The following is a 26352-nucleotide window of genomic DNA, read 5'->3' on the forward strand; positions in this document are numbered from 1 at the left end:
TACCTGCCTTTCTTAATTTTTCTCTGCAAAGAAAATTATACTTCAAGGCTTGGTATTATCCATTATTTATTTTTTGGAAACTATAATATGGAAACTACTAAAGTTTCGTTTGTACGAAACTTAGGTATTTACATATTGTAAAACTATAATACATACATGATGTTTGAAAATCATTATAATATTTGTGAAATATGTTATAATCAACTGAAAAAATTAATTAACTCTGAAGGTGTTAAAAAAATAGTAGTTTGAGGGTGTGTATTTTATAAAAGTTGCAATTATTCAGGCAAGTTCACAGAAAAATAAGAATAATTTATTATATAACTCTGTGATGAGAACTGTAAAAGATAAGAAATATGAAGTTATTAATTTTGGAATTGGATATTCAAAGCAAGATGCAATAAGAAAATAAAGAGATACTAAGTTGTTAAAGATTATAAATAGTATTACAAAAAGAGAACTTGTAGAAGTGATTCCTAAAATAGATTTAGATTTTATGAGGAAGGTTGTCAAACGAGATTATGTGCATGATTACATTATGAAATATGGAAAGAATAAGGAATTAAAAGAACTGCTGAAATCATATTGATAAAATTTCAATTTAGGTTTGAGTGTTATAAATAGTAACCTAATATAATATCCGTTTCTCAAAAGTTTTTTGCACATACAATATGTCTTTAGAATAAAATGAAATGAGTATGTATAAAAGGGAGTATATATAATGTTATCTAATAGGAAATTTGTTAGACAATCCCTAGAATTGAATTTATTCTTTATGAGAATTGCGAAAGAGCATGCTATTTTTCTTGAAGCAGGATTAACATCTAGGGACTATAAATTAGCTTGTCAGGCAGATATGTTAAAAAATGAATTTACTCAATTACTTGTGGAGACTATTAGACTTTCTGAAGGAATCATCAGTCCTGAAGTAGCACATTCTGGAGAGATAGTAACAGATTTAACTTTACATTCAGAAAGAGAAACTGAATTTTATTCAGGAATTAAAATTAATAGTAATGTTACCAGAATGGAATTAAACTTGGCACAGGATAGATATGACAATGACCAACTTGTTAGAACAGTATCTATGTTAAATCATAAGGCAATGGCCGCAGCTAATAGAATATCTGTATTCAAGTCCAGATTATTAAATGATGTTCTAACTTGCAAAACATTTACTACAAACTATCCATTACTTATAGATCATGTACTAAGGGAAGCTAAGTTTTACTTAAGAATGTTAACTAAATTACAAAATCATGAGGAAATAGATTTAGTTAGAGAGGCTGTTTATCAAGAAGGTTTTTGGAATAGAATTATGGCAGAACATGCAAAATTTATACGTGGCTTATTAGATCCAACAGAAGTTAAATTATTTGATACAGCTAATGATTATGGTAAGAAATTTGATCAGTTAACTGAAGAAGCTCGAGATTTAACACAGAATATAGGATTGCTGCCTGAGGTAAGTGAAAGAACACTGAATACTACTGTTGGAATTAGAGATTTTAAAAAACAGGGAACACAAGGATTGATAAATTGTACTATTAGATCCATAGCTTATCCTTTACTTGGTGACCATGTAGTAAGGGAAGCAAATCATTACATTAGGTTATTAAAAGGTTACAAGAACATAAATAGAGATTAAATTTAGTATTAAGTAGAATATAAAAAAACTTAGATTTTCGTTTTATAAAGTGGCATCTCATTTTTAGATTAACCACATTAAAATAATTTAATAAAACATCCCATTATTAATTTGAATTTTGGGATGTTTTTGTGTTATGTTTTGAAAAAAATACAACATATATTGTCATATAAACGTGATATAATTTATTAGGGGGGGAATTTTAGAGTGGAAAGAATAGTGTTAGCAAGATGAGAAATATGGAAATAACTAAAGAATATATAAAACGTTATCTTCTATTGATAGTTGGGCTATTCATTATAGCAGTTGGAACTGCTTTATCAACAAAAGCCAGATTGGGTACAACTCCTATTTCAAGTATACCCTTAGTACTAAGTTTAGGACTACCATGGTCCATGGGTGAAATCACTATTGTATTGCAAATGGTATTTGTTGCTTTTCAAATTGTAATTTTACGACGAGAGTATCAGCTTTTTCAATTATTGCAGCTTGTTGTAGGAGTTCTTTTTGGATATTTTACAGATTTTGCACTACATTTTATATCTGGCATTCAAATTAACAGTTACTTTGTACAATGGCTTGTTTGTATTGTAAGTATATTTGTGATTGCATTAGGTGTTTTTCTGGAAGTAAAAGCTAATGTTGTAATGCTTGCTGGCGAAGGTTTAGTGAAGGCCATTTCCCAAAAGACACATAAGGATTTTGGAAAAACAAAAGTATGCTTTGATATTGCATTAATTATTATTAGTGTTATTGCATCTGCATGTATGTTTCATAAATTAAACGGTGTCCGTGAAGGCACAATTGCCTCAGCACTATTAGTTGGGAGAATTGTAAGCTACTATGACAAAAGGTTAAATTGATAGAATTATGGTTATAGGGGAAGAACTCCTATTTAATGGCACAACTGAAAAAACGAATAAATTACTAGAACACCTCATTATTCATGCTCGAATTTTGGGGTGTCTTTAGTAAATTTTTCAATAATTACATTTTAATATCTGCATATAATAAACACATATTACAAACATATTATGTATATGTTGTAAAACTATAATATAAGCATGATAATTGAAAATTATTATAATATTTATGAAATATGTTATAGTTAACTGAAAAATAAGTAGTAAATTTGTGGGGGTGAAAAAAGATGATTAGGATGGCTACAATATATGATATTTTGGAAATAGAAAATATATATAATGAGATTTTGAATCATGAAGAACAAACAGTGTCTTATACAAATTGGCAAAAAGGACTTTATCCAACAGTTGATTATGCTAAAGGTGCTATTGATAATAATACAATGTTTGTTGGAGAAAATGAAAATGGAATATATGGCTGTGTAGTACTTAACAGTATTCAACCCAAAGAATATGAAAATATTTCGTGGATTACAAAGGCCAAACCAAGCGAAATTATGGTCATTCACACTTTGTGTATTCGACCTTCTGAAAGTGGTAAAGGTAAAGCAATAATAATGATGGAATTTAGTGAGAAATATGCCAAAGACCAAGGATATAAAGTTATTCGCCTTGATACTTATGAAGGCAATATTCCAGCTGGAACTCTATATCCTAAGCTTGGATACCTTTATGTAGGTACAACAAAATTCCATTTTCAAAATGTAATATGGGAAAATTTAAAATGTTTTGAAAAAACATTATAGGTTTGGAGGTAAAGTATATTGGAAAAATATCACATGAGGAGACAAGATAGGCAAATAAGTGACGAAAATGAATTAAATGAAATATTAGCACAAGGTAAATATGTAGTAATATCAATGTGTCGAGATAATGAGCCTTACATAGTAAGTTTAAGTTATGGTTATGATAAAAGTCAAAATGTTTTATTTTTGCATACAGGATTTAAAGGTTTAAAGATAGACTTTATTTCTTATAATCCTAATGTTTGTGCAACAATAATAGATGATGGAGGTTACATAATGGGCGAATGCGGGCATGAATATCGCTCAATTGTTATCAATGGTAAAATTTCTTTTGTTGAAAATATTGAAGAAAAGAAGTATGGGATGGAAGTTATTTTAAATCATTTGGAAAATGTACCTTCTATTATTAAAGAAAAGACTTTAAAAAATGATAATGTGTATGATAATATTACAATATTAAAAATGGATATAATAAGTCTAACTGGGAAAAGGGGACGCTAGCTTTATGCTGTTAACAAAACTTATTAACTCATTATCTTCCTAAATTTAACGAAAAAGTGGAAAAGGCCAATAATTTTTATAAACACTGCATTATTCAAGTTTGAATTTTGGAGTGTTTTTAAGTGTTTCTTTAAAAACTGAATCTCAATATTAATATATAAACAAATATATACATGTTATTTAAAAATTATTATAATACTTGGTAAACATGTTATAATTATCTGAGAAGTAAAAGTTATGCATACAATTTGTAAAAGAGAAAGTATTGGTTAGTTCTTGTGTTATAGGTTGTAACTGCAAATATAATGGTGGTAACAACTTAAATTCAAAAGTAGTAGATTTTTTAAGAGATAAAGAAGTAATTGAATAAACTAATTGGCTCTGAAGATGTTTAATAAAATAGTAGTTTGAAGGTGTGTATTTTATGAAAGTTGCAGTTATTCAGGCAAGTTCTCAGAAGGATAAGAACAATTTATTATATAACTCTGTAATAAGAACTGTAAAAGATAAAAAATATGAAGTTACTAATTTTGGAATTTTTCCGGATGAAGAAATTGAATATTCTTATATTGAAACAGCAATGCTTATAAGTATTTTACTGGAAAGTAGGGCGATAGATTTTGTGGTAACGGGATGCTCTTCTGGACAAGGAATGATGCTGGCATGTAATAGCTTACCAGGTGTTTTATGTGGATATGTTGAAAATCCATCGGATGCATACTTATTTGGAAGAATTAATAATGGTAATGCAGTTTCATTTCCTCTTGGATTAAATTTTGGATGGGCTGGTGAAATTAATTTGCAATGTACATTAGATAAGTTATTTGATGGGCCCTTTGGAACTGGGTATCCAAAGCAAGATGCAATAAGAAAACAAAGAGATACTAAGTTGTTAAAGGCCATAAATAGTATTACAAAAAGAGAACTTATAGAGGTGATTCCTAAAATAGATTTAGATTTTATGGGGAAGGTTGTCAAACGAGATTCTGTGTATGATTATGTCATGAAATATGGACAGAATAAGGAATTAAAAGAACTATTGCAATCATGTCGATAAATTCTAATTTAAGGTTAAGCATTAAAAATAGTAATTTGAAAGGAATAAGATAATGGATTTTACGGAAATTATGAAACAAAATAAAGGATATTTTTCAAGACATACAGGTGTGCAGTCAAAATTACAACAAAAGGCGAAAGAATTATGCTGGAAATATAATCAGACAGGACCATCTGAAGGAGAAAGAAGAAGCAGTATTTTAAAAGAATTACTTGGAACTTATAATCCACTAACATTTGTTGAACCATCATTTCATTGCGATTATGGCTTCAATATACATACTTATGGACTTACTGTGATTAATTATAATTGTGTGATATTAGATACATCTCCAGTACATATTGGTGCAAATGCATTTATAGCTCCTGGAGTTTGTTTAGCATGCTCTGGACATGCTATATTTCCAACACAAAGAGCAGAAGGAATTGGAACTTCAAAACCTATTACAATAGAAGATGATGTATGGATTGGTGCTAATGCTACTGTATGTGGTGGAGTTACTATTGGAAAAGGTAGCATTATTGGAGCAGGAAGTGTAGTAAATAAAGATATACCAGCAGGGGTAATTGCAGTGGGTAATCCTTGCAAAGTATTGCGAGAGATTACAGAAGAAGACCTAATTAGCTTGTCAGATGAGCAACCTTAAAACTTAAGAAAGGATTTATATAATTTAAACAAAAACAGGATTTATAGGAGGTAAGGTCATGAGAATTGAACATGTTGCAATGTATGTAAATGACTTGGAAAAGACAAAAGATTTCTTTATTTCTTATTTGAGTGCAAAGTCAAATGACGGATACTATAATAAGAATACTGGCTTTAAATCTTATTTTTTAACATTTGAGCATGGTGCACGTTTAGAAATTATGAATAAACCCAATATGGAAGATATAGATAAAACTTTGACACGCACTGGCTTTATTCATATTGCTTTTAGTATTGGAAGTAAAGAAAAGGTTGATAAGCTCACAAAAGAACTTAAAAAAGATGGATATAAAGTAATTAGTGGACCAAGAACTACTGGTGACGGATATTATGAAAGCTGCATAATTGGCATAGAGGAAAATCAAATTGAGATAACAGTGTAAATTTCAACTTAAGGTTAAATAGTAATTTAGGGAGGAAAAAAAGATTATGTTGGAATATAGATATGATACACAATTATTAATTGAGGGGGAAAATCTTGATGAAGATAAAATTAACGAATACTTTGTAGAAAATTTCAAAGGAGATTGTTTAATTGCTGTAGGAGATGAGGAGTTGATTAAGATTCATTATCATACTAATGAACCATGGAAGGTACTGGAATATTGTGCTTCATTAGGAGAGATATATGATATTGTAATTGAAGATATGGAACGCCAATCAAAGGGACTTAAAGGTTAAAAATTATAAAGAGATATAACAAGGGGGAAAAATGATGATTCAATCAGTTGTACATATTGCTTTAGTAGTGAAAGATTATGATGAAGCAATCGAATTTTATACAAAGAAACTTCATTTTACATTAGTAGAGGATACATATCAACCTGAGCAAGAAAAGAGATGGGTGGTAGTATCCCCTCCAGGTTCAAATGGAACAACAATATTACTTGCAAGAGCATCTAAGCCAGAGCAAAAGCCTTTCATAGGAAACCAAGTAGGGGGAAGAGTATTTCTTTTCTTAGGAACTGATGATTTTTGGCGTGATTATAATGAAATGAAAAAAATAGGAATAGAATTTGTTAGGGAACCTAAAGAACAGGATTATGGTACGGTTGCAGTATTTAAAGATTTATATGGAAATCTATGGGATTTAGTTGAATTTAATGAAAACCATCCAATGTTCAAAAGAGTTAAATAAATTTCAACTATTATTTAAGGCTAAACACAGTAAATAGTAATTTGTAGGAGAAATTAAGCGGAATAAATGAATTTAGATAGTATTATTGCAAAATTGAATAAACATTTTGCTAATAGTTTTAAAACTAATCAACCTGTAACAGAAGAAGAAATAATTAAAGTTGAAAGTGAATTAGGTTTATATCTGCCTGATGAGTTAAAGTTAATTCTAAAGTTTTCTAATGGAATTGAGGAAGTAATAAAAAATTCAAAGACTCAAGAGTTAATGAGTATATCATATATTATATATTCAATTAATATGATGCTGATACAAACTATATTTTACCGTAATAATTATTGTTTACAGAATTGTATTGTTTTCTCAGATGATGGGATAGGAAATTCATTCATGTATAATATTGTAAATAATAGCGTATATATTTATTATTCAATTGATGGTGAATTAGAAAAGTATGCAGAAAGTATAGAAGAATATTTATAAACAGTAATTCCAGGAGGCATTTTTATGATAGAAAGAGAAGAAATTTTTAATTATGCAAAGGAAAAATTTTGCACAGAACCAGATTATCCTTGGTTTAAATATCCAGATCATGCGGTGCTTAGACATGAGGGTGGCGGCAAGTGGTATGCTCTAATTATGGATGTACCAGGAATTAAATTAGGTTTAACTGGAAAAGGAAGTGCTGAGATATTAAACTTAAAATGTGATCCAACATTAAAAAGCATACTAAGAGGTCAACAAGGGATTTTGCCTGCATACCATATGAATAAGGAACACTGGATTACGATTGTTTTGAATAGTTCTTTTCCTAAAGAAGAAATCTACAATTTAATTAACTTGAGTTATGAATTGACAAAATAGAAATTTTTTTGACTGGATTGTGATTATAAAGAAGATGATGAGCCAATTAGAAAAGTTTCGTTTAAAATTGTGCTTTGAGCATAATTAATCTTACAATAGTTGAAAGAAATGAGGTAGCAAAGATATGTTAGGAATATATTTTAGCGGAACAGGTAACACAAAACATTGTATTGAATTATTTATAAAAGAACTTGACGCAGCGGCAAAATGTATTTCAATTGAAGATGCCAGTGTCTTAGACGAAATCCGAAAAAGTGATTTTATCGTTCTAGCATATCCAATTTATTTTAGCAACTTGCCTAAAATAGTGAGAGATTTTATTTTCCAAGCTGGCACTAGGGCTAAGCCTTGATATAGCTGGCAATAATCCTACCAAAATTAGAGGTAAACCACAGCAAATGACCATATGGAGCATATGCTTTAATGGACTATGATTATGAGAATTTTGTTTATTTTTATTGTTTCCGTGACAATTCATACTTATCCCTCCAGTAAATTTTCTTTAAATTAATAAAGTAATTATATATTATTCATGTAAAGAAGTTATGAAGAAATTTTAAGTGTATGCGGTGTATGTTTATAAAGAGTAACTGTACATTTAAGATTTTTGTTTCATCAGATAGTATCTTCATAAAATCTACACATTAGTGGTATATAATATAAAAAACGCAGATAAAATTAAAAATACTTAGTAGGATTACACTGTAAGTTTTTTGATTTTATAAAATTTATGTTGCTTTTTGAAAAACATTCGTTTATAATTTATTTAAATTTGATTAAATATATTTAAAAAATAAATGCTGTGAATAGGAAAAGTAAATTATATGGAACATACAGAGAGAAACTACATGGTTGAGATAGTTTTATGTGGAAATATAGTTGAAGTGCCCCTGTGAGCATAAAACCGAAATTTAGTAGGCTTTTACGGGTTCTCCCGTTATAGAGATATGGTATGTCAGTATCAGAATAAAGATGAGCATTTTTGCTTAATCAGAGTGGAACCGCGGAAGTTAACCTTCTGCCTCTGAAGTTTTTCAGAGGCAGGAGGTTTTTTGTTATTTAAAAATAAGTATTGACAGATAAATTTTATTAAATTATACTAATATTCATATAATTTAATAATTGGAATTTATCAAGAGTGGACGAGAGATTGGCTTTATGACTCCACAGCAACCTACTTACGTAAGGTGCTAATACCAACAAAGCTTAAGCTTTGGATGATAAAGATTGGTTGATTGTTTTAAATAAGCCTCTTTATGCATACAAAGCATGAAGGGGTTTTAATTATTTTAGAGGAGGAACTAAACATGGAAACTTTAGAAAGAATCAAAAGGGAAATTGAATTTTATAAAGTCAAGATAACTGACTACAAAAACGGAAATGTGGACCCTAATATTAAGGGAATAAGGTCTGCTATGGGAGTTTATGCAGAACGTGAGGTAGAAAAGTACATGACTAGAATGAAAACACCAGCAGGAATAATTACTTTGGAGCAGTTTGAAGCTGTGAGCAAAATTGCTGATAAGTATTCTCATGGCAGAATACATTTTACAACTAGACAGGATATTCAATTTCACGGAGTAGAACTAGAAGATACTGTGAAAATAATGAATGAGATTTTAGAATTTGGCATAAATACCTTGGGAGCAGGTGGAAATTCAGCAAGAAATGTGGCATGTTCACCACTTTCAGGAGTAGATAAGGATGAGATTTTTGATGTTACTCCTTATGCTGTAAAAACTGCTGATCACTTGTTAAAAGACCCATCAACAGTTAAACTTCCAAGAAAGTATAAGGTTTCGTTTTCTAATAATAATTTAGATACAGCTTATGCCACTATAGCAGATTTAGGATTTGTTGCAAAAGTAGAAAATGGTAAAAAAGGCTTTGAAGTCTATGCAGCAGGAGGACTTGGAGGAGCATCTACCACCTCATTAAAAATAGATGATTTCATAGAGGAAAATGATGCACTTTACTATGTACAAGCTATGAAGGAGCTTTTTGAAACTGAAGGTGATAGGGAAAATAGAAATAAGGCTAGAATAAGATTTATCAGATATAGATTAGGCGATGATAAATTTAAAGAACTTCTTAAAGACTATGTAAATAAGGCAAAGAAAAATTTAGACTTGGATTTAAATATTAAAGCTCTAGATAGAGAATATGAAAATGAGGGAAGCAAAGCAAGTACAGATAGTTTAATTATAAAAGAACAAAAGCAAAAGGGATATTATTCAGTTTTCATACACACCAATGACAGATACATTGAAACAAAGGATTTAAACAAAATATTGAATTATCTTAAAGCTTTAGATTATGAAACTACAATAAGACTTACCAATACTCAAGGTTTTTATGTTAGGGATATAAAGGGTAAAGATGTAGATAAGTTTTTTGAAATTGTAGATTCCTTTACAACAAAGCTTCCTGTTGAAAATACTATATCCTGTGTAGGAGCAAAGGTTTGTGGAATTGGTTTATGTAATTCTCAAGGTTTGTCAAATGCTATATATGAAAGATTTTTAAAGGTTCCAGAAGAGATAAAAAAAGTATTACCAAAGATATTTATATCAGGATGTAACAATTCTTGTGGACAGCACCAAATTGGAAAGATAGCATTTTCAGGGAAGGCTATCAGAGGTGAAGAAGGAATGATTCCGGCATATTCACTTTATTACGGTGGCACTTTAGAAGTTTATCAAACAAAATTCGGAGAAGTAAAGGGAGAAATTCCAGCAAAGAACATTCCAGAATTTTTATATGAATTGGCACTTTTAGCTTATGAAAATAAATATGAGGATTTTGATAAGTTTATAGAAGCAAAGTGGTCAGAAGTTGAAGCTTTAATTGAGAAGTTTAGAACTACAGGAATTGATTCAAATGCATATTATGATTTTAATTCAGATGTAAAATTTTTATCTAAAAAATAATTGTTAAAAGGTAGGTCGTATATGGAAGCTAATAAATCAAATAATGTAGTATGGCACAGCATGAGCATAGAACAAGAACATAGAGAAAATTTGATAAATCAAAAGGGCTTGCTGCTTTGGTTTACAGGATTGTCTGGTTCAGGAAAATCCACCATTGCAGATGCTTTAAATAGACAGTTGTATGAAAGAAAATATCTTACTTATATGCTTGATGGAGATAATTTAAGGCATGGCTTGAATTCTGATTTAGGATTTTCAAATGAAGATAGAGTAGAAAATATTAGAAGAGTAAGGGAGCTATCAAAACTTTTTGTGGATGCAGGTATTATAACAATTACTACCTTCATATCACCTTTTAAAGAGGATAGACAAAAGGTTAGAGAGCTAGTAAAGGGCAGATTTGTAGAGATTTTCATAGATTGTAATATTGAAGTATGTGAAGAGAGAGATCCTAAAGGGTTATATAAAAAAGCAAGAGAAGGTAAAATAAAGGATTTTACAGGTATTGATTCAGCTTATGAAAAACCTGAAAATCCAGAAATAACAATATTATCCCATAAGGAGTCTATAGATGATTCTGTGGAAAAGATAATAAAATTTTTAGAGCATAACGGATATTTAGCGAAGTGAAATATCACAAAGAAAATTTAAAGATATTAAAGAAGTTTACTTAAAATTATACAGGGGGCTAGAAATGAAATTTAGAAGAATAGGAGCTTTACTTCTGGTCATTGCTACAGCAGCAAGTTTTTTAGGCTGTTCCTCAAATAAGAACAGTGATGATAATAAAGTGAGAGTTGGTTTTTTTCCTAATATAACTCATGCTCAAGCATTAATAGGTAAAAATCAAGGAAGGTTTCAAAAGCTGTTAGGAGATAAACATCCTATTGAGTGGAAACAGTTTAATGCAGGCCCAGCCGAAATTGAAGCACTTCTTGCTGGTGAATTGGACATAGCATATGTAGGCCCTGGTCCAGCAGTAAATGGTTATGCTAGGTCTAAAGGAGAAATACAAATTATTTCAGGTGCATCAGATGCAGGAGCAGTGCTAATTGCAAGGAAAGATGTAGGTATTAAGGAGGTTAAGGACCTTCAAGGTAAAAAAGTGGCCATTCCTCAGTTTGGAAATACTCAGGATTTATCCTTAAGAGCGTTATTAAAAGAAAATGGACTTAAGGATAAAACAAAGGGTGGAAATGTTGAAATAGTCAGGGCGGAAAATCCGGATATAAAAACCTTATTAGATCAAAACAGGATTGATGCTGCATTGGTGCCGGAACCTTGGGGAGCAAGGCTTGAGAAGGAAGTAGGAGCAAAGGTAGTCCTTGATTACAATGAGGTTTGGAGACAAGGACAATATTCAACGGCAGTTATTGTTGCAAGAAGTGATTTTATAAAAAGTCATCCAGAGGTAGTAGAAAACTTTTTAAAGGCTCATGTTGATATAACGGATTATATTAATGAAAGTAAAGAAGCTGCTAAAAATGTTGTAAATGATGAAATTGGCAAATTAACTAAAAAACCTCTTGAAAAGAGTGTTTTAAACAATTCCTTTAAAAGAATTACTTCAACTAACAATCCGGAAAAGCAGTCCATAGAGGAAATGACAGATTTATCTGTTAGTGTTGGTTTCTTAAGAGAAAGACCGGATTTAAAGGATTTGTTTAAATTAGATATATTAAATAAAGTTCTTAAGGAAAAGGGAAAACAGGAGATCAAGTGATTTCAAAGCTTAAGAACTCTAGTATTTTCAACCTTGGATAATGAGAGTGTTACAAATGGAATTAGCAGGATTAAATGAGAAAGAGGTGATAAATTTGAGTTTAATAATTAAAGGTGTTAATAAGAAATTTATATCAAAGCATAAAGAAACTTACACTTTAGATAACATAGATCTTTCCTTTAAAAAAGGTGAATTTATATGTCTCCTTGGACCTTCAGGTTGTGGAAAGTCTACACTTTTAAACATAATTGCTGGTCTTGAAACTCCAAGTGAAGGTAAGATTTACTTAAATGATAAGGAAATAAACGGAGTAGGAGTTGACAGAGCTGTCATGTTTCAGGAATCTGCACTGTTCCCGTGGTTAAAGGTTATTGACAATGTGGAATTTGGCATGAAGATGGCAGGTGTTCCTAGTAAGGAAAGAAGAGAAAAAGCATTATACTATCTTAAAATGGTGCATTTGGCAAAATTCAAAAATTCTTTTGTTCATGAGCTTTCAGGTGGAATGAGACAGAGGGTGGCTCTTGCAAGAGCTCTTACCTTGGATTCAGAGGTACTTTTAATGGACGAGCCTTTTGCAGCACTGGATAGTCAAACTAAAAATATACTTCAAACAGAGCTTCAAAAGGTTTGGATAGAGACAAAGAAGACCATTATATTTGTTACTCATAATGTGGAAGAAGCTGTTCTTTTAGGAGATAGAGTAATTGTAATGTCTACCAATCCAGGAAAGGTTAAAAAAGAATTTAAAATACAACTTGGGAGACCAAGAAATATAGAAAATGTAGATTTGGCTTATGTTACTGCACAGGTAATGAAGGAGCTTAAGGAGGAGGTTGAGAAGGTTGCAAAATCTGAGTACGACAGCGATTGGAGTATTGAAAAAAATAGCATTTTATATTCTTCTGATAATGATATGGGAATTGGTATATAAGATAGGTGTAGATGTACTTTCAATTTGGAAGCCATATACATTCCCATCGCCAGTTGATGTAATTAAAAGTCTTTATTTTTTATCCATAGATAATACACTTTTAATTGCTGTGGGTGCCAGTATGGAAAGACTTATGATAGGTTACCTTTTATCAGTTATTATAGGTATTCCACTTGGAATATTCATTGTTCGTTATAAGTATGTTGGAGAAAATATCAAATCAATAATACTAGGACTTCAAACTCTTCCAAGTATTTGCTGGCTGCCTTTTGCAATACTTTGGTATGGATTAAGTGAGAAGACAATTATATTTGTTATAGCCATGGGATCAATTTTTGCAATTTCCATAGCTACAGAAGGTGCTATTAACAATGTGTATCCGCTGTACATAAAAGCAGCTAAAACAATGGGAGCTAAAGGTGTGAAGCTCTATTTAAATGTGGTAATGCCAGCTTCTCTTCCTTCTATTATTGCAGGCTTGAAGCAGGGCTGGTCCTTTGCGTGGAGGGCTTTAATGGCAGGAGAAATGCTTGTGGCCACAAGAGGACTTGGACAAGTGCTTATGATAGGAAGAGATTTAGCAGATATCAGCCAGGTTTTAGCTGTTATGATCGTGATAATAGCTATAGGACTACTTTTAGATAATGTGGTATTTGGAAGAATAGAAGCAAGCATAAGGCAAAAATGGGGATTGGAAGTTAAACTATAAACTTTTAAGCTTTATTTAAAAATGAAAGGGAGATACAAGTTGGACTTTAAAATAGAAACATTAGAAACAGATATACTTATAATAGGAGGAGGGGCAGCAGGATGCTTTTGTGCTCTATCTATTGTTGAAAAATCTAAATTGAAGGTTATAATTGCAGAAAAAGCAAATATCAAAAGAAGTGGTTGCTTATCTGCAGGAGTAAATGCTTTAAATGCATACATAGGCAAAGGAGAAAGTGAAGAATCTTTTGTTGATTATGTAAAAAGGGATTCAGAAAATGTGATAAGGGAAGATTTAGTATACAGCATAGCAAAACGTCTTAATAAAGTTACAGAAAAAATTGAAGCTTTGGGTCTTCCTATATTAAAGGATGAAAAGGGCAATTATATTCAAAGGGGTAAGAGAAGTATAAAAATCAATGGTGAGAATATTAAACCTATACTTGCAGATGAAGTGAATAGAAGAGATAACATTAAGGTATTAAATAGAGTTAACATAATAGATTATTTAATTAAAGATGGAGAAGTCAATGGTGCCATAGGATTTTCCAATGAAGAAAGCACTATTTATGTTATACATTCCAAGTTTGTAGTATGTTCAACTGGCGGTACTTCAGGAATATATAAACCTAATAATCCTGGATTTTCAAAACATAAAATGTGGTATAGTCCCTTTAATACAGGAGCAGGTTATGCCATGGGAATAAGAGCAGGAGCAGAAATGACCTCATTTGAAATGAGATTTATAGCACTTAGGTGTAAGGATACAATAGCTCCTACTGGAACCATTGCTCAGGGAGTAAAGGTTAAGCAGGTAAATAAATATGGTGAAACTTATGTTGAAAAGTATGGAAAACCTACTACACCTATGAGGTTGTATGCAACAGTTATGGAAAACTATAAAGGTAATGGACCCTGTTATTTAAATACAAAGGGCATACCTGAAGAATTAAGTGAGGATTTATTTAAAGCTTACCTCAATATGGCACCAGCTCAAACACTAAAGTGGATAGAAAAAAATACATCACCATCGCAGGAAAATGTAGAAATAGATGGTACAGAACCTTATATAGTAGGAGGACATACTGCTAGTGGATATTGGGTTGATGTGGATAGAAGAACTACCTTAAGACGGCTGTATGCAATAGGTGATGTGGCAGGTGGAAGTCCTAAAAAATATGTAACAGGATGTTTTGCTGAAGGAGAAATAGCTGCAGAATCAATTATTAAAAATGTTAAAGGTGTGGTAATAAAAAAGTCAGATTATAAAGAGATAGGACAGAAAATTCATGAAATGACTATGTTTTTTTATAACAAAAGTACATTTTCCATAAAAGATATTGAAGAAGCTATGCAAAATATTATGGATAAATATGCTGGAGGAATTTCTAAGGCTTACAAATATAATATGAAGGGTTTGGAAACAGCTCTTGAAAAAATTCAGGAATTAAACTCATCTGTATACAAATTGCAAGCAAATAATATGCATGAGTTGATGTTTATATATGAAATAATTGATAGACTTGATGTTTGCAGGGTATTAATTGAACACCTTAAAGCAAGAAAAGAAACAAGATGGAGATGCTATACAGAAAATGAAGACTATCCAGTAAAGGATGATACAAACTGGCTTAAATATGTAAATTCCATTTATAAAAATGAAAAAGTTGAAATTGTTTTTAGAGATTTAATTGGAAGGTATGATACTTATGAGCATTAAAATTGATAAAGATAAATGTATTAAGTGTGGAAAATGCATAAAAGTTTGTCCGGGAAGCTTAATATATGCAGATGAAAACAAGAAGGCTTTTATAAAATATGAGGATGAATGCTGGGGTTGTACTGCTTGTTTAAAGGAATGTGGAGTTTCTGCTATAAAATATTTTCTAGGAGAAGACATAGGCGGAAGAGGAGGCTACATGACTGCAAAAAAAGGAAAAGATTTTTGGCAGTGGAATATTACAGATGGTAATGGGAAAGTTCACTGGGTAAAAATTAATACAAAAGAATCAAACAAATATTAAGGAAGTAGGAAGTTTATGGAATTAGTAAATGAATTAAATGTGGCTATAGATGCAGCTATAAGAGCAGGGGAAAAAATAATGGAGATATACAGCGGTTCTATAGAAGTAGAGTATAAAGAAAATAATACCCCTTTAACTTTAGCAGATAAACAAGCTAATGACATAATTGTAGACAGCTTACTAAAGAATTTTCCAGAGTACTCAATATTATCTGAAGAGAAAAAGGATACTAAAGATAGATTGGAAAATGATTGGTGCTGGATAGTGGACCCCTTAGATGGAACTAAGGAATTCATTAAGAAAAATGGAGAGTTTACAGTAAATATAGCTTTAAGTTATAAACATAAATCAGTTTTAGGAGTAATATATGTTCCAGTTACAAAAGAACTTTATTATGCTGTTAAAGGTCATGGTGCTCATTTGAAATTAGAAAACCTATTTAACAAACTGCAGGTTTCAAATAAGAAGGAAAACTTGATCCTAGTGGCAAGTAGATCACATACTTCGAAGCAGTTGTCTAAATTAATAGAAGAAAATAAGAACAAGTTTAAAGAGGTAAAAAATGCAGGAAGTTCTCTAAAAGGCTGTTTGATAGCTAAAGGGGAGGCAGATGTATACTATCGTTTTGGACTTACTTCGGAATGGGATACTGCAGCTATGCAATGTATAGTTGAAGAAGCAGGAGGAAGCTTTAAACAATTGGATTCTAGTGACATGCTTTACAATAGAGAAAATACTTTAAATGAGAAGGGTTTTTATATTGTTAATAATGAAAAAAACATTTTTAATATACAGGAATAATATTTTTTAAATTATAAGTATAGAAAATTTCTTATAAAGTTGACAAATTTTTATGATAGCTTATGCAATATTTAAACATAGAAATAAGATGTGGAGGGATTACATTGAATCATTTAGATAAATTAGAAAATAAGAGTATTCATATATTAAGAGAAGCATATAGTGAATTTAAAAACCTTGGAATGTTGTGGTCTATTGGTAAGGATAGTACAGTGCTTTTATGGCTTGCAAGAAAAGCATTTTTTGGTCATGTTCCTATTCCTTTAGTCCATGTAGATACACATTATAAAATAGCAGAGATGATTGAATATAGGGATAGATTAGCTTTAAAATGGAAGCTTGATATGATTTATGGAGAAAATAAGGAAGCACTCCAAAAGAAAGAAACATTTCCAGATGGTAATGTTACAAGACTTCAGTGCTGTAAGAGGCTTAAAACAGATGCTTTAACTAACACTCTAAACGGTAAGTGGCCAAGATATAGATTAAATCATGATACAGGGAAATATGAAGTAGATAAAAATACAGAAGCTTTTACTGGAATTATTGTAGGGGTAAGAGCTGATGAAGAAGGAAGTCGTTCTAAAGAGAGATATTTTTCACCTAGGGATAAAAATAACGATTGGGATATTGCAGAACAACCTCCAGAATTCTGGAACCAATATAAAACAGATTTTGCACCAGGAACCCATGTTAGAATTCATCCTCTTTTAGATTGGACAGAGCTTGATATATGGGAATATATACAGAGAGAAAACATTCCTATAGTATCCTTATATTTTGATCAAGGTAATGGAAAGAGATACCGTTCTCTTGGATGCTGGCCTTGCACAAATCCAGTAGAATCAACTTCCAAGACTGTAGAAGAAATAGTTTTAGAACTTAAAACTGGTAAGTTTGCAAATATTGCTGAAAGAGCAGGAAGAGCTCAAGACAAAGAAGATGGCGGTGGTCTTGAAGAACTTAGAAAAAATGGTTATATGTAAAGTGGTTAAAGAAATGGAGGAAGTTAAATGAATTTCACTAGAGAAGATATGAATATTGTAATAGTTGGACACGTAGATCATGGTAAAAGTACAATAATAGGCAGATTATTAGCAGATACAAATTCCTTACCAGAAGGTAAATTGGAACAGGTTAAGGAAAGATGCAGAAGAAATTCAAAGCCTTTTGAATATGCATTTTTACTTGATGCACTAAAGGATGAACAAGAACAGGGAATTACCATAGATGCAGCTAGATGCTTTTTTAAAACTGAGAAAAGAGATTACATTATAATAGATGCACCAGGTCACATAGAATTTTTGAAAAATATGGTAACTGGAGCTTCAAGAGCTGAAGTTGCACTGCTTGTTATAGATGCAGAAGAAGGAATAAAAGAAAATTCCAAAAGACATGGATATTTATTATCAATGCTTGGAATAAAAAATGTAGTAGTGCTTATTAATAAAATGGATTTGGTGAATTATGATGAAAAAATTTTTGAAAGTATTACAAAGGAATATACAGAGTTTTTAAATAAGATAGATGTAGAACCAAAATGCTTTATACCTGTAAGTGGATTCTTTGGAGAAAATATAGTTGGGCTGTCAGATAAAATGCCTTGGTATAAAGGACAATCTGTATTACAGGTGCTGGATAGCTTTGAAAAGGAGAAGCTTCCAGATGATAAGCCTTTTAGAATGCCAGTACAAGCAGTTTACAAGTTTACAAGAGATGGAGATAACAGAAGAATTGTGGCTGGAACCATTGAAACTGGTAGAGTGAAAGTAGGTGATGAGGTAATATTCTACCCTTCAGGGAAAAAGAGTACAGTTAAATCCATAGAAGTATTTAATGGAGAAGCTAGAGAAAGTATAGGCTCAGGCTATGCAGCAGGTTTTACTCTTAATGAACAAATATATATTAAAAGAGGAGAAATGGCTGCAATTTCAGGTGATATTAAGCCTAAAGTTACAAACAGAATAAAGGTTAATTTATTTTGGCTTGGCAGAAGTCCAATGGTAAAGGAAAAGGAGTATATACTAAAGGTTGGAACTTCCAAGGTTGAAGTTAAAATTGAAGAAATTACAAAGGTAATTGATGCTTCTAATTTGGATAATGAAGTTAAGGATCAGATAGATAGACATGAAGTGGCAGAGTGTATCTTGAAAACAGATAAGCCTATTGCTTTTGACTTATCCCATGAAATTGCTCAAACCAGCAGATTTGTAATAGTTGATAAATATGAAATAGCTGGAGGAGGTATTATATTAAAGGAGCTTGAGGATGAGGAAAATAACTCCCACAAGGAAAATTATAAATGGGAAAAAAGCTATATAACCTTAGAAGAAAGAGCAGAAAAGTTTGGCCAAAAACCTGCGTTAATATGCATAACAGGTAAGGAGAATGCAGGAAAGAAGGACATTGCAAGAGCACTTGAAAGAAAACTATTTTCAGATGGAAGAAGTGTGTACTTCCTAGGTATAAATAATGCACTTTATGCTGAAGATCATAGTAAAAAAGAGCATATTAAAAGACTTTCAGAAATGTCAAATATTATGATGGATTCAGGAAGTATATTAATAGCAACAGCATCAGAGTTAAATAGTGGTGATATAGAAACAGTGGAAGCTGCTGTAGATTCTAAAGAAGTCATAAAGGTATGGGTAGGAGAAAATGAAATATCTGAAATAGATGAGGATTTACTTGTATCTAAAGAGGATACTGTGGAATTAGCAGTAGACAAAATAAAATCATTGTTACAGGAAAAGAATATTATATTCAAGCCTTTTTAGTATCTAAGCAAAGGGTCAGTTTAATAAGTTAAATTAAGAGGGGATTTCTAAAGCATTGGTGCAAGAAATCCTCTTTTGTTATGTAGTATTTTTTTAGTACTTAAAAATTTTTTAGGACGGTAGTCCTTTGGATTATAAAGCTTTATGAATATTTACAGTAGAATTAATAGATTTCAATTTTTACTGAAAATTGTATGGAAAAAATCACATAATAAAAGCATCCTTTTTATAATAGTTTTGCTAGAAACTAAAAATAAAAGGATGCTGATAAAATGAGTAAAAGTTATTTAAAACAATTACTTACTTATATTAATAAAGTATATGATATGGGTGAAAAAATCAATAGTTTAAAAGATAAAATAATAAAATCTCCAGTAAAAGTTTCAACAATACTATAATAATCCTCAATTGAAGTCTGTAAATGATATTGAGAATTTGAAATACAAGGTATTTTTTAATGCTTTATAGATAAACTCTATAAGAAAAATTGTTTCGTTTATAAATAAAATAAAGTGTAATAGTGTTTAATATTCTTTTACATATAGGTAAAAAAACAAATCAATTCTATGTAAGGCATCTGATTAAATTATTTTCATTTCTAAAATTCTACTTCCTATGACTTCATCAAAGTATAAGAATTTTTCTACAATAAACTCAAAAGATACTATTGAGGGTAAGCTTTTCAAAGGAAGACAAAGGTTTTATATAACCCAAAAAATTGAACATTAAAAATAATGTATAAAAGTAGTTTTTTTATTTGAAAAAGTGCATTTTATGATGTATATTTATATATGTACTTTTTTATATTTAGTAGGTTGAAAGTAGACATTCAGAGGGCGCTTAAAGGTATTATTACCGTACAATATTTTTTAAATATGACACAAGGAGAGAACAAATGCTTAAGAAATTTTTAGATGTTTTATTTGGAGAACCTTTAGCTAATGAGCAGGGTAAACATGAAAAGTATAATATTCCTTTCGGACTAGCAATTATGGCTAGTGATGCGATATCATCTGTAGCTTATGGTGCTCAAGAAATTCTTTTTGTCTTAATAGTTTTAGGTGCATCAGCATATAGGTGGTTAACATGGACTTCTTTTATGATTATAGGACTTCTTATAATACTTACTATTGCATATATTCAAATTATAAGAGCTTACCCTCAAGGAGGAGGAGCTTATAAGGTTGCAAAGGAGAATATAGGTAATAAAGCTGGTTTATCTGCAGGCGCTGGATTAATAATCAGTTATATACTTACTGTTGCAGTTAGTGCTAGTGCGGGTGCAGATGCTATTATCTCTGCATTTGTTGGTTTGGCGGAATATAAAGTTACCTTTGTTGTAATTATAATTATAATTTTAACTATTTTAAATTTAAGAGGTATAAGTGAATCGTCAAGAATTTTTGCTATACCTACATATATTTTTATATTTAGTATGATTTTTATGATCGTGTATGGTTTGTTTAAGTATTTTATACTAAATATACATCCACAGCCTATGTTTTCTGTGCCTAGAAAGGCCACGGAAGATTTATCCATATTTCTTATTTTAAGAGCTTTTTCTTCAGGGTGTTCTGCACTAACTGGAGTAGAGGCGGTAAGTAATTCGGTTCCAAACTTTCAAGAACCTAGCCAAAAAAGTGCAAAGATTGTTATGCTATTATTAGCAGCATTAATATTTTTTATATTTGGCGGTACTTCAGTACTTGCTATATTTTATACAGCTGTACCAATTGCAAATGGGCCTACAGTTGTTTCGCAAATAGCCTTTGGTGTTTTCCATAATGGGATAATGTACTATGTAGTACAATTTAGTACTGCTATAATTTTGCTTATGGCATGTAATACAGCATATACAGGGTTCCCAATGCTTATGTACATAGTTGGAAAAGATGGTTTTGCTCCAAGACAATTCACTATTAGAGGTAAACGACTTAGTTTTTCTTTTGGAATTGGTGCTTTATCATTTATAGCATGTACCTTAGTTGTTATATTTAAAGCAGATACACATAGATTGATTCCATTGTATGCAATTGGTGTATTTATATCCTTTACTTTAGGTCAATTTGGTATGGTAAACCACTGGAGAAAAGAACGAGGTAAAGGATGGAAGAAACGTGCTTTTATTAATGGTTGCGGTGCTATTGTTACTTTACTAACAACAATAATAATATTAGTGGAGAAATTTAGTGAAGGTGCATTTATAGTTGCCATTTTAATTCCAATTATAATTACAATTCAGATGAAAATTAAAAATCACTATGATAAAGTTGCTCGTGGTTTAAGTATCAGTCAGCTAAATCTAAAAAAGGTAGATTTAAGGAAAAAGTACACTCATATAGTAATAGTTCCAATTGCCAGTTTAAACAAGGCAACTATAGGAGCATTAGAATATGCTCAGAGTATAAGTGAAAATGTTATTGCCATTAATATTTCAACAGATAAGGAAGCAATGGAGAAGTTGAAAAAAAGATGGAGTGAACTTGATACGGATATCATACTTGTTTCTAGGTATTCACCTTATAGAGCTGTAATTACTCCACTTTTAAAAAATATCTTATTAATTGCAAATGCAGCAGGTGAAGATGAAAGAGTAACAGTAATAGTGCCACAATTTGTTACTCATGGACGCATTGGCGAGGTTTTACATAATCATACAAGTTTCTTTATTAGAGAAACCTTACTTAGAAACAATAATATAGTTGTATCTACGTTTCCTTATCATTTGTCAGATGAAGAAATTGCTGAGGCAAATAAATAATCTATTAATTATATAAAGTAATTAATATGTTATATTTAGTTATGGTAACTATTATAGCAAATTATATTTATATCAGAATAAATGCATCTTTATACTAAAATAAAATACAGTATAAAGATGCGGTTTTAAAATAGGCAGTATTATATAAGTGTTATAAGGACTGATATTTTAAAATATTAAAGAACAAATAAGGATGATTTTTTTATGCTCTAGAAAACATCCTTATTTGTTCTTTATTAAGTTTTTATATGAGATGGTATGAATCAAACAAATCGGTTATTTTTACATCATAGTTTTTTATTTGAATAATTTAAAAAATTAGAGAGACAATACTTATAGTTAGGTCAGCAGCTTTCCTATTGTTTGTACAATTATTTTAAGGCAAAGTTGCTGAAGTTTTTATTTGCATATTGATAGCAGTGAAGGAATTTTATAGAATAAGATTTTTTTATTTATGCACAAACTATATTCTGTTAGGTTACTGTTAAAGGATATATTATAAATAAAAATCTGTTATGTAGAGAGGATGAAAATAATGAAGGTTGTATCATATCAGTAGAAGATGCAGTTGGAATGATATTAGCACATGATATGACTGAAATTGTTCATGGAAAATCTGAGAGTGCTACTTTTAAGAAAGACTCTTATGTTATAAAAGAAGCATGAAAATAGAACCCATGCTAAGATTAATTCATTAAAGGAGTTATGGAATTAAGAAATGGAAGATTTAAAAATGGACTATGGCTTAAAGGTAATTATACCTGATAATGTAGAAAAACAAATGGAAGAAAGATTGATTCTTCGCGATGACGTAGAAAAGACACTTTTTAATGCACAAAAAAATAAAGAAAGATTTCGTAATACACAAAACTCACATTATTTAACAAGAATGAGAATTGGCAGTGTAACCTACTGGGTGGAATATGGAGAGAAGAATGATAAATTACTTGTTTATGATGTTTACACTCACAGAATGGAGATAGTAGAAGCATAACTATGAATAAAGTATAATTTTCACAAAGACATATTGGCATAGAAAATGGAATTGGCGATATCAAATTTCATTCTAATTTTTATTGCACATAGTACTATCTATATGCCTTTGTATGATTGTTAATTATATTATGCTTATTCATTGTTGAGATACAAATTAAACATGTTATAACTCAAATTAAGATAATTTAATAAATATTTTTTACTACTATAATGTATAGAAAAGTAAATACTTGTCCAAAATATAAATGCAGGTTCAAGTAATTATTTTAAAGTTTTTTAATTAAAATTTGCACCGTAAAAAGGTCTGATATGGGCTTTTTTTAAACAAATATAAAGAATTTTAGGAAAAGGTCTTGAAAATGAATACAAATGTGTATATAATAAATAAAAGGTAACACATATTAAAAACAGTGATTATAAAAGCTACGATTTATGAATTTCTTTAGAGAGCCGATGGTTGGTGTGAATCGGTGAAAGGGTAAATCTTTCCACTTTTGGAGCTGTCGGTGATAAATCGAAAGGTTAGTACCCTTTATACTACTGTCGAGTGGCTAGTTTTTAATTATATACTAGCAATTTGGGTGGCAACGCGGATATCTTCCGTCCCTTATGTTTAATATAAGGGATGGAAGTTTTTTTTTATTAAAAAGGCAAAATATTATTTACATTTAACTTAGGAGGTAAGGTTATGTTAGATTTAAAATTTGTAAGAGAAAATCCTGAAATTGTTAAGAAAAATATAAAAAATAAGTTTCAGGATAATAAGTTGGGTTTAGTAGATGAGGTAATTGAGTTAGATACTGAACTTAGAAATATAAAGAAGGAAGCAGATGCTTTAAGAGCTGATAGAAATAAGATTTCAAAGCAAATTGGCGGATTAATGGCTCAGGGTAAAAAGGAAGAAGCAGAAGAAATGAAGAAACAGGTTACTGCACATTCCGAACATTTAGCTGAACTTGAAGCAAAAGAAGGGGAATTAGAAAAGAAAATCAAAACTAATATGATGACTATCCCAAATATAATTGATCCAAGTGTTCCAATTGGTAAAGATGATAGTGAAAATGTAGAGGTTCAACGTTATGGAGATCCTGTTGTACCTGATTTTGAAGTCCCATATCATACTGAAATCATGGAAAAATTTAATGGTATTGACTTAGATAGCGCAAGAAAAGTTGCTGGTAACGGATTCTATTATTTAATGGGAGATATTGCTAGACTTCATTCTGCAGTTATTTCTTATGCTAGAGATTTTATGATAAATAGAGGCTTTACATATTGTATTCCACCTTTTATGATTAGAAGCGAAGTTGTAACTGGTGTTATGAGTTTTGCTGAAATGGATGCTATGATGTATAAAATAGAAGGTGAAGATTTATACTTAATTGGAACTAGTGAACATTCTATGATTGGTAAATTTATTGATACTATACTACCAGAAGATACTCTTCCAAGAACTTTAACTAGTTATTCTCCTTGTTTTAGAAAAGAAAAAGGAGCTCATGGTATTGAAGAAAGAGGAGTATATAGAATTCACCAATTTGAAAAGCAGGAAATGATCGTTGTATGTAAGCCAGAAGATAGTATGATGTGGTATGATAAACTATGGCAGAATACAGTAGATTTATTCCGTTCTTTAGATATACCAGTAAGAACTTTAGAGTGTTGTTCTGGTGACTTGGCAGACTTAAAAGTAAAATCAGTAGACGTAGAAGCTTGGTCTCCTAGACAGAAAAAATACTTTGAAGTAGGAAGCTGTTCTAATTTAGGTGATGCACAAGCACGTCGTCTAAAAATCCGTGTAGATGGTGAAGATGGAAAATACTTTGCACATACATTAAATAATACAGTAGTAGCACCTCCAAGAATGTTAATTGCATTTTTAGAGAACAACTTAAATGAAGATGGTTCTGTAAATATCCCAACTGTACTACAACCATATATGGGTGGTATGAAAGTAATTAAATAGTATTAATTAAGACAGCGTATTGAGTTTTGAAGTTCATGCGCTGTCATTTTTATTATAAATATATAATTAAATAACATAATATTAAAAATATTAAAAATATGATATAATAAATATATAAAGTATACAAAGGGGGTCGTTGTGTGGAAAATTATAGAGGGTACAAAATAACAGTTATAGAGAATGGTGAAAAGGATTACCCATTTAAAGCAATTGCTAGGAAGGAAGACAAAGAGATTAAACATAAGGGCCAAACAAAGACACAAGCAGTTGATCTTGTTAAGAATAGTATTAATGTTATTATGGAAAGGACACAAATGAAAGCTAGTGTAAAATAAGAATTTAAATTTGTATAAAGCTATTTAAATTCAAATAAAAAACAGTTTTTGCCCCTATCTATAGTGTTGTTAATTTTATGAAAGTAGGGGATTAGTCTATTGTAAATAAGTTTTTTAGAGCTTAGGGTAAAATTGAATATTTAAAAACAAGCTTAGGATTTAGACTGATATCCTAAGCTCGTTTAAGTTTTTTGTAGGCAAACGGAATCAGGAGTGTCTATATGATAAACGTAAAGCAACTAGAAGAAAAGGTAAGTATTAATGATATAATTTAAATTGTAGTTGAATAATATAAGTAATTATTAAATGTAAAGATGATAAAATTACATTCGTTACGTGAGGTGATTAACAAGGAAAATAAACTTGTTGACAGAGTCTTAAGTAACATGGTATTATATTAAAGTTGTGTTATGCAGCAAGCTTAACAAAAAGAACTTAAAAAAAGTTCTTGACAAAACTAAGCAAACATGATAAGATATAAAAGTCGCTGAGATGCGACAAGATCCTTGAAAATTAAACAGAGTGAAAGTAAGAATTAATTCTTATTTTAAATAAGCCAGTATTAGTTAAACTAACAAGTTTAACGTCAATAATTTGAGTACAGATTAAACTTTTAAATTGAGAGTTTGATCCTGGCTCAGGACGAACGCTGGCGGCGTGCTTAACACATGCAAGTCGAGCGATGAAATCTCTTCGGGGATGGATTAGCGGCGGACGGGTGAGTAACACGTGGGCAACCTGCCTCAAAGTGGGGGATAGCCTCCCGAAAGGGAGATTAATACCGCATAATATTAGTTTTTCACATGAAAGATTAATTA

At 30.7% G+C, this 26352-nt stretch carries 29 protein-coding genes, 1 rRNA gene, 1 riboswitch and 2 other annotated features; all 30 genes read left to right on the top strand.

Annotated elements, in window-relative coordinates:
- Positions 1 to 256 precede the first annotated feature (256 nt).
- Entirely contained in the window at positions 257 to 412 is a 156-nt protein-coding gene (locus HBE96_RS26385; RefSeq protein WP_243186966.1) for an RpiB/LacA/LacB family sugar-phosphate isomerase, read from the top strand.
- A gap of 12 nt (positions 413 to 424) precedes the next feature.
- On the top strand, positions 425 to 589 hold the full coding sequence (locus HBE96_RS26390) for a hypothetical protein (protein WP_243186967.1): 165 nt from the start codon (positions 425 to 427) through the stop codon (positions 587 to 589).
- A gap of 132 nt (positions 590 to 721) precedes the next feature.
- A complete protein-coding gene (locus tag HBE96_RS16000) occupies positions 722 to 1648 on the top strand; it encodes a DUF2935 domain-containing protein (protein WP_169298730.1) in 927 nt (308 codons plus the stop codon).
- A gap of 230 nt (positions 1649 to 1878) precedes the next feature.
- Complete coding sequence (locus HBE96_RS16005) at positions 1879 to 2511, top strand: YczE/YyaS/YitT family protein (protein WP_169298731.1); 633 nt, start codon at positions 1879 to 1881, stop codon at positions 2509 to 2511.
- A gap of 287 nt (positions 2512 to 2798) precedes the next feature.
- Entirely contained in the window at positions 2799 to 3317 is a 519-nt protein-coding gene (locus HBE96_RS16010; protein WP_169298732.1) for a GNAT family N-acetyltransferase, read from the top strand.
- Positions 3318 to 3335: 18 nt separating this feature from the next.
- Positions 3336 to 3818: a pyridoxamine 5'-phosphate oxidase family protein gene (locus HBE96_RS16015; RefSeq protein ID WP_169298733.1), complete on the top strand. Its 483-nt coding sequence runs from the start codon at positions 3336 to 3338 to the stop codon at positions 3816 to 3818.
- Between the two features lie 424 nt (positions 3819 to 4242).
- Complete coding sequence (locus HBE96_RS16020) at positions 4243 to 4875, top strand: RpiB/LacA/LacB family sugar-phosphate isomerase (RefSeq protein ID WP_169298734.1); 633 nt, start codon at positions 4243 to 4245, stop codon at positions 4873 to 4875.
- A gap of 52 nt (positions 4876 to 4927) precedes the next feature.
- Entirely contained in the window at positions 4928 to 5521 is a 594-nt protein-coding gene (locus tag HBE96_RS16025; protein ID WP_169298735.1) for a sugar O-acetyltransferase, read from the top strand.
- 58 nt (positions 5522 to 5579) lie between these two features.
- Complete coding sequence (locus HBE96_RS16030) at positions 5580 to 5963, top strand: VOC family protein (protein WP_169298736.1); 384 nt, start codon at positions 5580 to 5582, stop codon at positions 5961 to 5963.
- Between the two features lie 46 nt (positions 5964 to 6009).
- On the top strand, positions 6010 to 6261 hold the full coding sequence (locus HBE96_RS16035; RefSeq protein WP_169298737.1) for a kinase to dihydroxyacetone kinase: 252 nt from the start codon (positions 6010 to 6012) through the stop codon (positions 6259 to 6261).
- Between the two features lie 34 nt (positions 6262 to 6295).
- Positions 6296 to 6718 carry a VOC family protein gene (locus tag HBE96_RS16040; RefSeq protein ID WP_169298738.1) on the top strand — a complete coding sequence of 141 codons (423 nt, stop codon included), beginning with the start codon at positions 6296 to 6298 and terminating at the stop codon, positions 6716 to 6718.
- 66 nt (positions 6719 to 6784) lie between these two features.
- Positions 6785 to 7198, top strand: coding sequence for an SMI1/KNR4 family protein (locus HBE96_RS16045; RefSeq protein WP_169298739.1), 414 nt, complete (start codon positions 6785 to 6787; stop codon positions 7196 to 7198).
- A gap of 24 nt (positions 7199 to 7222) precedes the next feature.
- On the top strand, positions 7223 to 7579 hold the full coding sequence (locus tag HBE96_RS16050) for an MmcQ/YjbR family DNA-binding protein (protein WP_169298740.1): 357 nt from the start codon (positions 7223 to 7225) through the stop codon (positions 7577 to 7579).
- 124 nt (positions 7580 to 7703) lie between these two features.
- Positions 7704 to 7931 carry a flavodoxin domain-containing protein gene (locus tag HBE96_RS16055; protein ID WP_169298741.1) on the top strand — a complete coding sequence of 76 codons (228 nt, stop codon included), beginning with the start codon at positions 7704 to 7706 and terminating at the stop codon, positions 7929 to 7931.
- 441 nt (positions 7932 to 8372) lie between these two features.
- Positions 8373 to 8608 (top strand) — a binding site (T-box leader).
- Between the two features lie 97 nt (positions 8609 to 8705).
- A riboswitch (SAM riboswitch) is annotated at positions 8706 to 8806 on the top strand.
- Positions 8807 to 8886: 80 nt separating this feature from the next.
- On the top strand, positions 8887 to 10509 hold the full coding sequence (locus HBE96_RS16060; protein ID WP_169298742.1) for a nitrite/sulfite reductase: 1623 nt from the start codon (positions 8887 to 8889) through the stop codon (positions 10507 to 10509).
- Positions 10510 to 10530: 21 nt separating this feature from the next.
- Positions 10531 to 11139: an adenylyl-sulfate kinase gene (cysC, locus tag HBE96_RS16065; protein WP_169298743.1), complete on the top strand. Its 609-nt coding sequence runs from the start codon at positions 10531 to 10533 to the stop codon at positions 11137 to 11139.
- 64 nt (positions 11140 to 11203) lie between these two features.
- Positions 11204 to 12232, top strand: a complete 1029-nt coding sequence (locus HBE96_RS16070) for an aliphatic sulfonate ABC transporter substrate-binding protein (protein ID WP_169298744.1) — start codon at positions 11204 to 11206, stop codon at positions 12230 to 12232.
- 94 nt (positions 12233 to 12326) lie between these two features.
- On the top strand, positions 12327 to 13166 hold the full coding sequence (locus HBE96_RS16075) for an ABC transporter ATP-binding protein (RefSeq protein WP_169298754.1): 840 nt from the start codon (positions 12327 to 12329) through the stop codon (positions 13164 to 13166).
- A complete protein-coding gene (locus HBE96_RS16080) occupies positions 13144 to 13875 on the top strand; it encodes an ABC transporter permease (protein WP_206154965.1) in 732 nt (243 codons plus the stop codon). The genes HBE96_RS16075 and HBE96_RS16080 overlap by 23 nt, the downstream gene beginning before the upstream one ends.
- A 39-nt stretch (positions 13876 to 13914) precedes the next feature.
- On the top strand, positions 13915 to 15594 hold the full coding sequence (locus HBE96_RS16085) for an adenylyl-sulfate reductase subunit alpha (RefSeq protein WP_169298745.1): 1680 nt from the start codon (positions 13915 to 13917) through the stop codon (positions 15592 to 15594).
- A complete protein-coding gene (locus HBE96_RS16090; protein WP_169298746.1) occupies positions 15584 to 15898 on the top strand; it encodes a 4Fe-4S dicluster domain-containing protein in 315 nt (104 codons plus the stop codon). Before HBE96_RS16085 ends, HBE96_RS16090 begins: the two co-directional genes overlap by 11 nt.
- Positions 15899 to 15913: 15 nt before the next feature.
- Positions 15914 to 16699: a 3'(2'),5'-bisphosphate nucleotidase CysQ gene (gene cysQ, locus HBE96_RS16095; protein ID WP_169298747.1), complete on the top strand. Its 786-nt coding sequence runs from the start codon at positions 15914 to 15916 to the stop codon at positions 16697 to 16699.
- A gap of 104 nt (positions 16700 to 16803) precedes the next feature.
- On the top strand, positions 16804 to 17685 hold the full coding sequence (cysD, locus tag HBE96_RS16100; protein ID WP_169298748.1) for a sulfate adenylyltransferase subunit CysD: 882 nt from the start codon (positions 16804 to 16806) through the stop codon (positions 17683 to 17685).
- A gap of 27 nt (positions 17686 to 17712) precedes the next feature.
- A complete protein-coding gene (locus HBE96_RS16105) occupies positions 17713 to 19476 on the top strand; it encodes a GTP-binding protein (protein ID WP_169298749.1) in 1764 nt (587 codons plus the stop codon).
- Positions 19477 to 19748: 272 nt separating this feature from the next.
- Positions 19749 to 19874 carry a hypothetical protein gene (locus tag HBE96_RS26730; RefSeq protein WP_281064354.1) on the top strand — a complete coding sequence of 42 codons (126 nt, stop codon included), beginning with the start codon at positions 19749 to 19751 and terminating at the stop codon, positions 19872 to 19874.
- Between the two features lie 497 nt (positions 19875 to 20371).
- Entirely contained in the window at positions 20372 to 22237 is a 1866-nt protein-coding gene (locus HBE96_RS16115) for an APC family permease (protein ID WP_169298750.1), read from the top strand.
- Positions 22238 to 22955: 718 nt separating this feature from the next.
- Positions 22956 to 23231 (top strand): hypothetical protein, encoded by a 276-nt coding sequence (locus tag HBE96_RS16120; RefSeq protein ID WP_169298751.1) that lies wholly within the window; start codon positions 22956 to 22958, stop codon positions 23229 to 23231.
- A gap of 406 nt (positions 23232 to 23637) precedes the next feature.
- Positions 23638 to 23844 (top strand) — a binding site (T-box leader).
- 77 nt (positions 23845 to 23921) lie between these two features.
- Positions 23922 to 25199, top strand: coding sequence for a serine--tRNA ligase (serS, locus tag HBE96_RS16125; RefSeq protein ID WP_169298752.1), 1278 nt, complete (start codon positions 23922 to 23924; stop codon positions 25197 to 25199).
- Positions 25200 to 25339: 140 nt separating this feature from the next.
- Positions 25340 to 25534 (top strand): hypothetical protein, encoded by a 195-nt coding sequence (locus HBE96_RS16130; RefSeq protein ID WP_169298753.1) that lies wholly within the window; start codon positions 25340 to 25342, stop codon positions 25532 to 25534.
- A 614-nt stretch (positions 25535 to 26148) separates the two neighbouring features.
- Positions 26149 to 26352: ribosomal RNA gene (locus HBE96_RS16135) — 16S ribosomal RNA — on the top strand; the annotation flags it as partial.

Source organism: Clostridium muellerianum, from assembly GCF_012926525.1.
GTDB classification, from domain to species: domain Bacteria; phylum Bacillota; class Clostridia; order Clostridiales; family Clostridiaceae; genus Clostridium_AM; species Clostridium_AM muellerianum.

Coding starts and splice junctions, on each gene's coding strand:
- cysC (WP_169298743.1), top strand. CDS start 10,531: ATGGAAGCTAATAAATCAAATAATGTAGTATGGCACAGCATGAGCATA.
- HBE96_RS16035 (WP_169298737.1), top strand. CDS start 6,010: ATGTTGGAATATAGATATGATACACAATTATTAATTGAGGGGGAAAAT.
- HBE96_RS16060 (WP_169298742.1), top strand. CDS start 8,887: ATGGAAACTTTAGAAAGAATCAAAAGGGAAATTGAATTTTATAAAGTC.
- HBE96_RS16040 (WP_169298738.1), top strand. CDS start 6,296: ATGATTCAATCAGTTGTACATATTGCTTTAGTAGTGAAAGATTATGAT.
- HBE96_RS16050 (WP_169298740.1), top strand. CDS start 7,223: ATGATAGAAAGAGAAGAAATTTTTAATTATGCAAAGGAAAAATTTTGC.
- HBE96_RS16030 (WP_169298736.1), top strand. CDS start 5,580: ATGAGAATTGAACATGTTGCAATGTATGTAAATGACTTGGAAAAGACA.
- HBE96_RS26730 (WP_281064354.1), top strand. CDS start 19,749: ATGAGTAAAAGTTATTTAAAACAATTACTTACTTATATTAATAAAGTA.
- HBE96_RS16080 (WP_206154965.1), top strand. CDS start 13,144: ATGATATGGGAATTGGTATATAAGATAGGTGTAGATGTACTTTCAATT.
- HBE96_RS16010 (WP_169298732.1), top strand. CDS start 2,799: ATGATTAGGATGGCTACAATATATGATATTTTGGAAATAGAAAATATA.
- serS (WP_169298752.1), top strand. CDS start 23,922: ATGTTAGATTTAAAATTTGTAAGAGAAAATCCTGAAATTGTTAAGAAA.
- HBE96_RS16120 (WP_169298751.1), top strand. CDS start 22,956: ATGGAAGATTTAAAAATGGACTATGGCTTAAAGGTAATTATACCTGAT.
- HBE96_RS16025 (WP_169298735.1), top strand. CDS start 4,928: ATGGATTTTACGGAAATTATGAAACAAAATAAAGGATATTTTTCAAGA.
- HBE96_RS16105 (WP_169298749.1), top strand. CDS start 17,713: ATGAATTTCACTAGAGAAGATATGAATATTGTAATAGTTGGACACGTA.
- HBE96_RS16045 (WP_169298739.1), top strand. CDS start 6,785: ATGAATTTAGATAGTATTATTGCAAAATTGAATAAACATTTTGCTAAT.
- HBE96_RS16020 (WP_169298734.1), top strand. CDS start 4,243: ATGAAAGTTGCAGTTATTCAGGCAAGTTCTCAGAAGGATAAGAACAAT.
- HBE96_RS16115 (WP_169298750.1), top strand. CDS start 20,372: ATGCTTAAGAAATTTTTAGATGTTTTATTTGGAGAACCTTTAGCTAAT.
- HBE96_RS16055 (WP_169298741.1), top strand. CDS start 7,704: ATGTTAGGAATATATTTTAGCGGAACAGGTAACACAAAACATTGTATT.
- HBE96_RS16005 (WP_169298731.1), top strand. CDS start 1,879: ATGAGAAATATGGAAATAACTAAAGAATATATAAAACGTTATCTTCTA.
- cysQ (WP_169298747.1), top strand. CDS start 15,914: ATGGAATTAGTAAATGAATTAAATGTGGCTATAGATGCAGCTATAAGA.
- HBE96_RS16090 (WP_169298746.1), top strand. CDS start 15,584: ATGAGCATTAAAATTGATAAAGATAAATGTATTAAGTGTGGAAAATGC.
- HBE96_RS16070 (WP_169298744.1), top strand. CDS start 11,204: ATGAAATTTAGAAGAATAGGAGCTTTACTTCTGGTCATTGCTACAGCA.
- HBE96_RS16000 (WP_169298730.1), top strand. CDS start 722: ATGTTATCTAATAGGAAATTTGTTAGACAATCCCTAGAATTGAATTTA.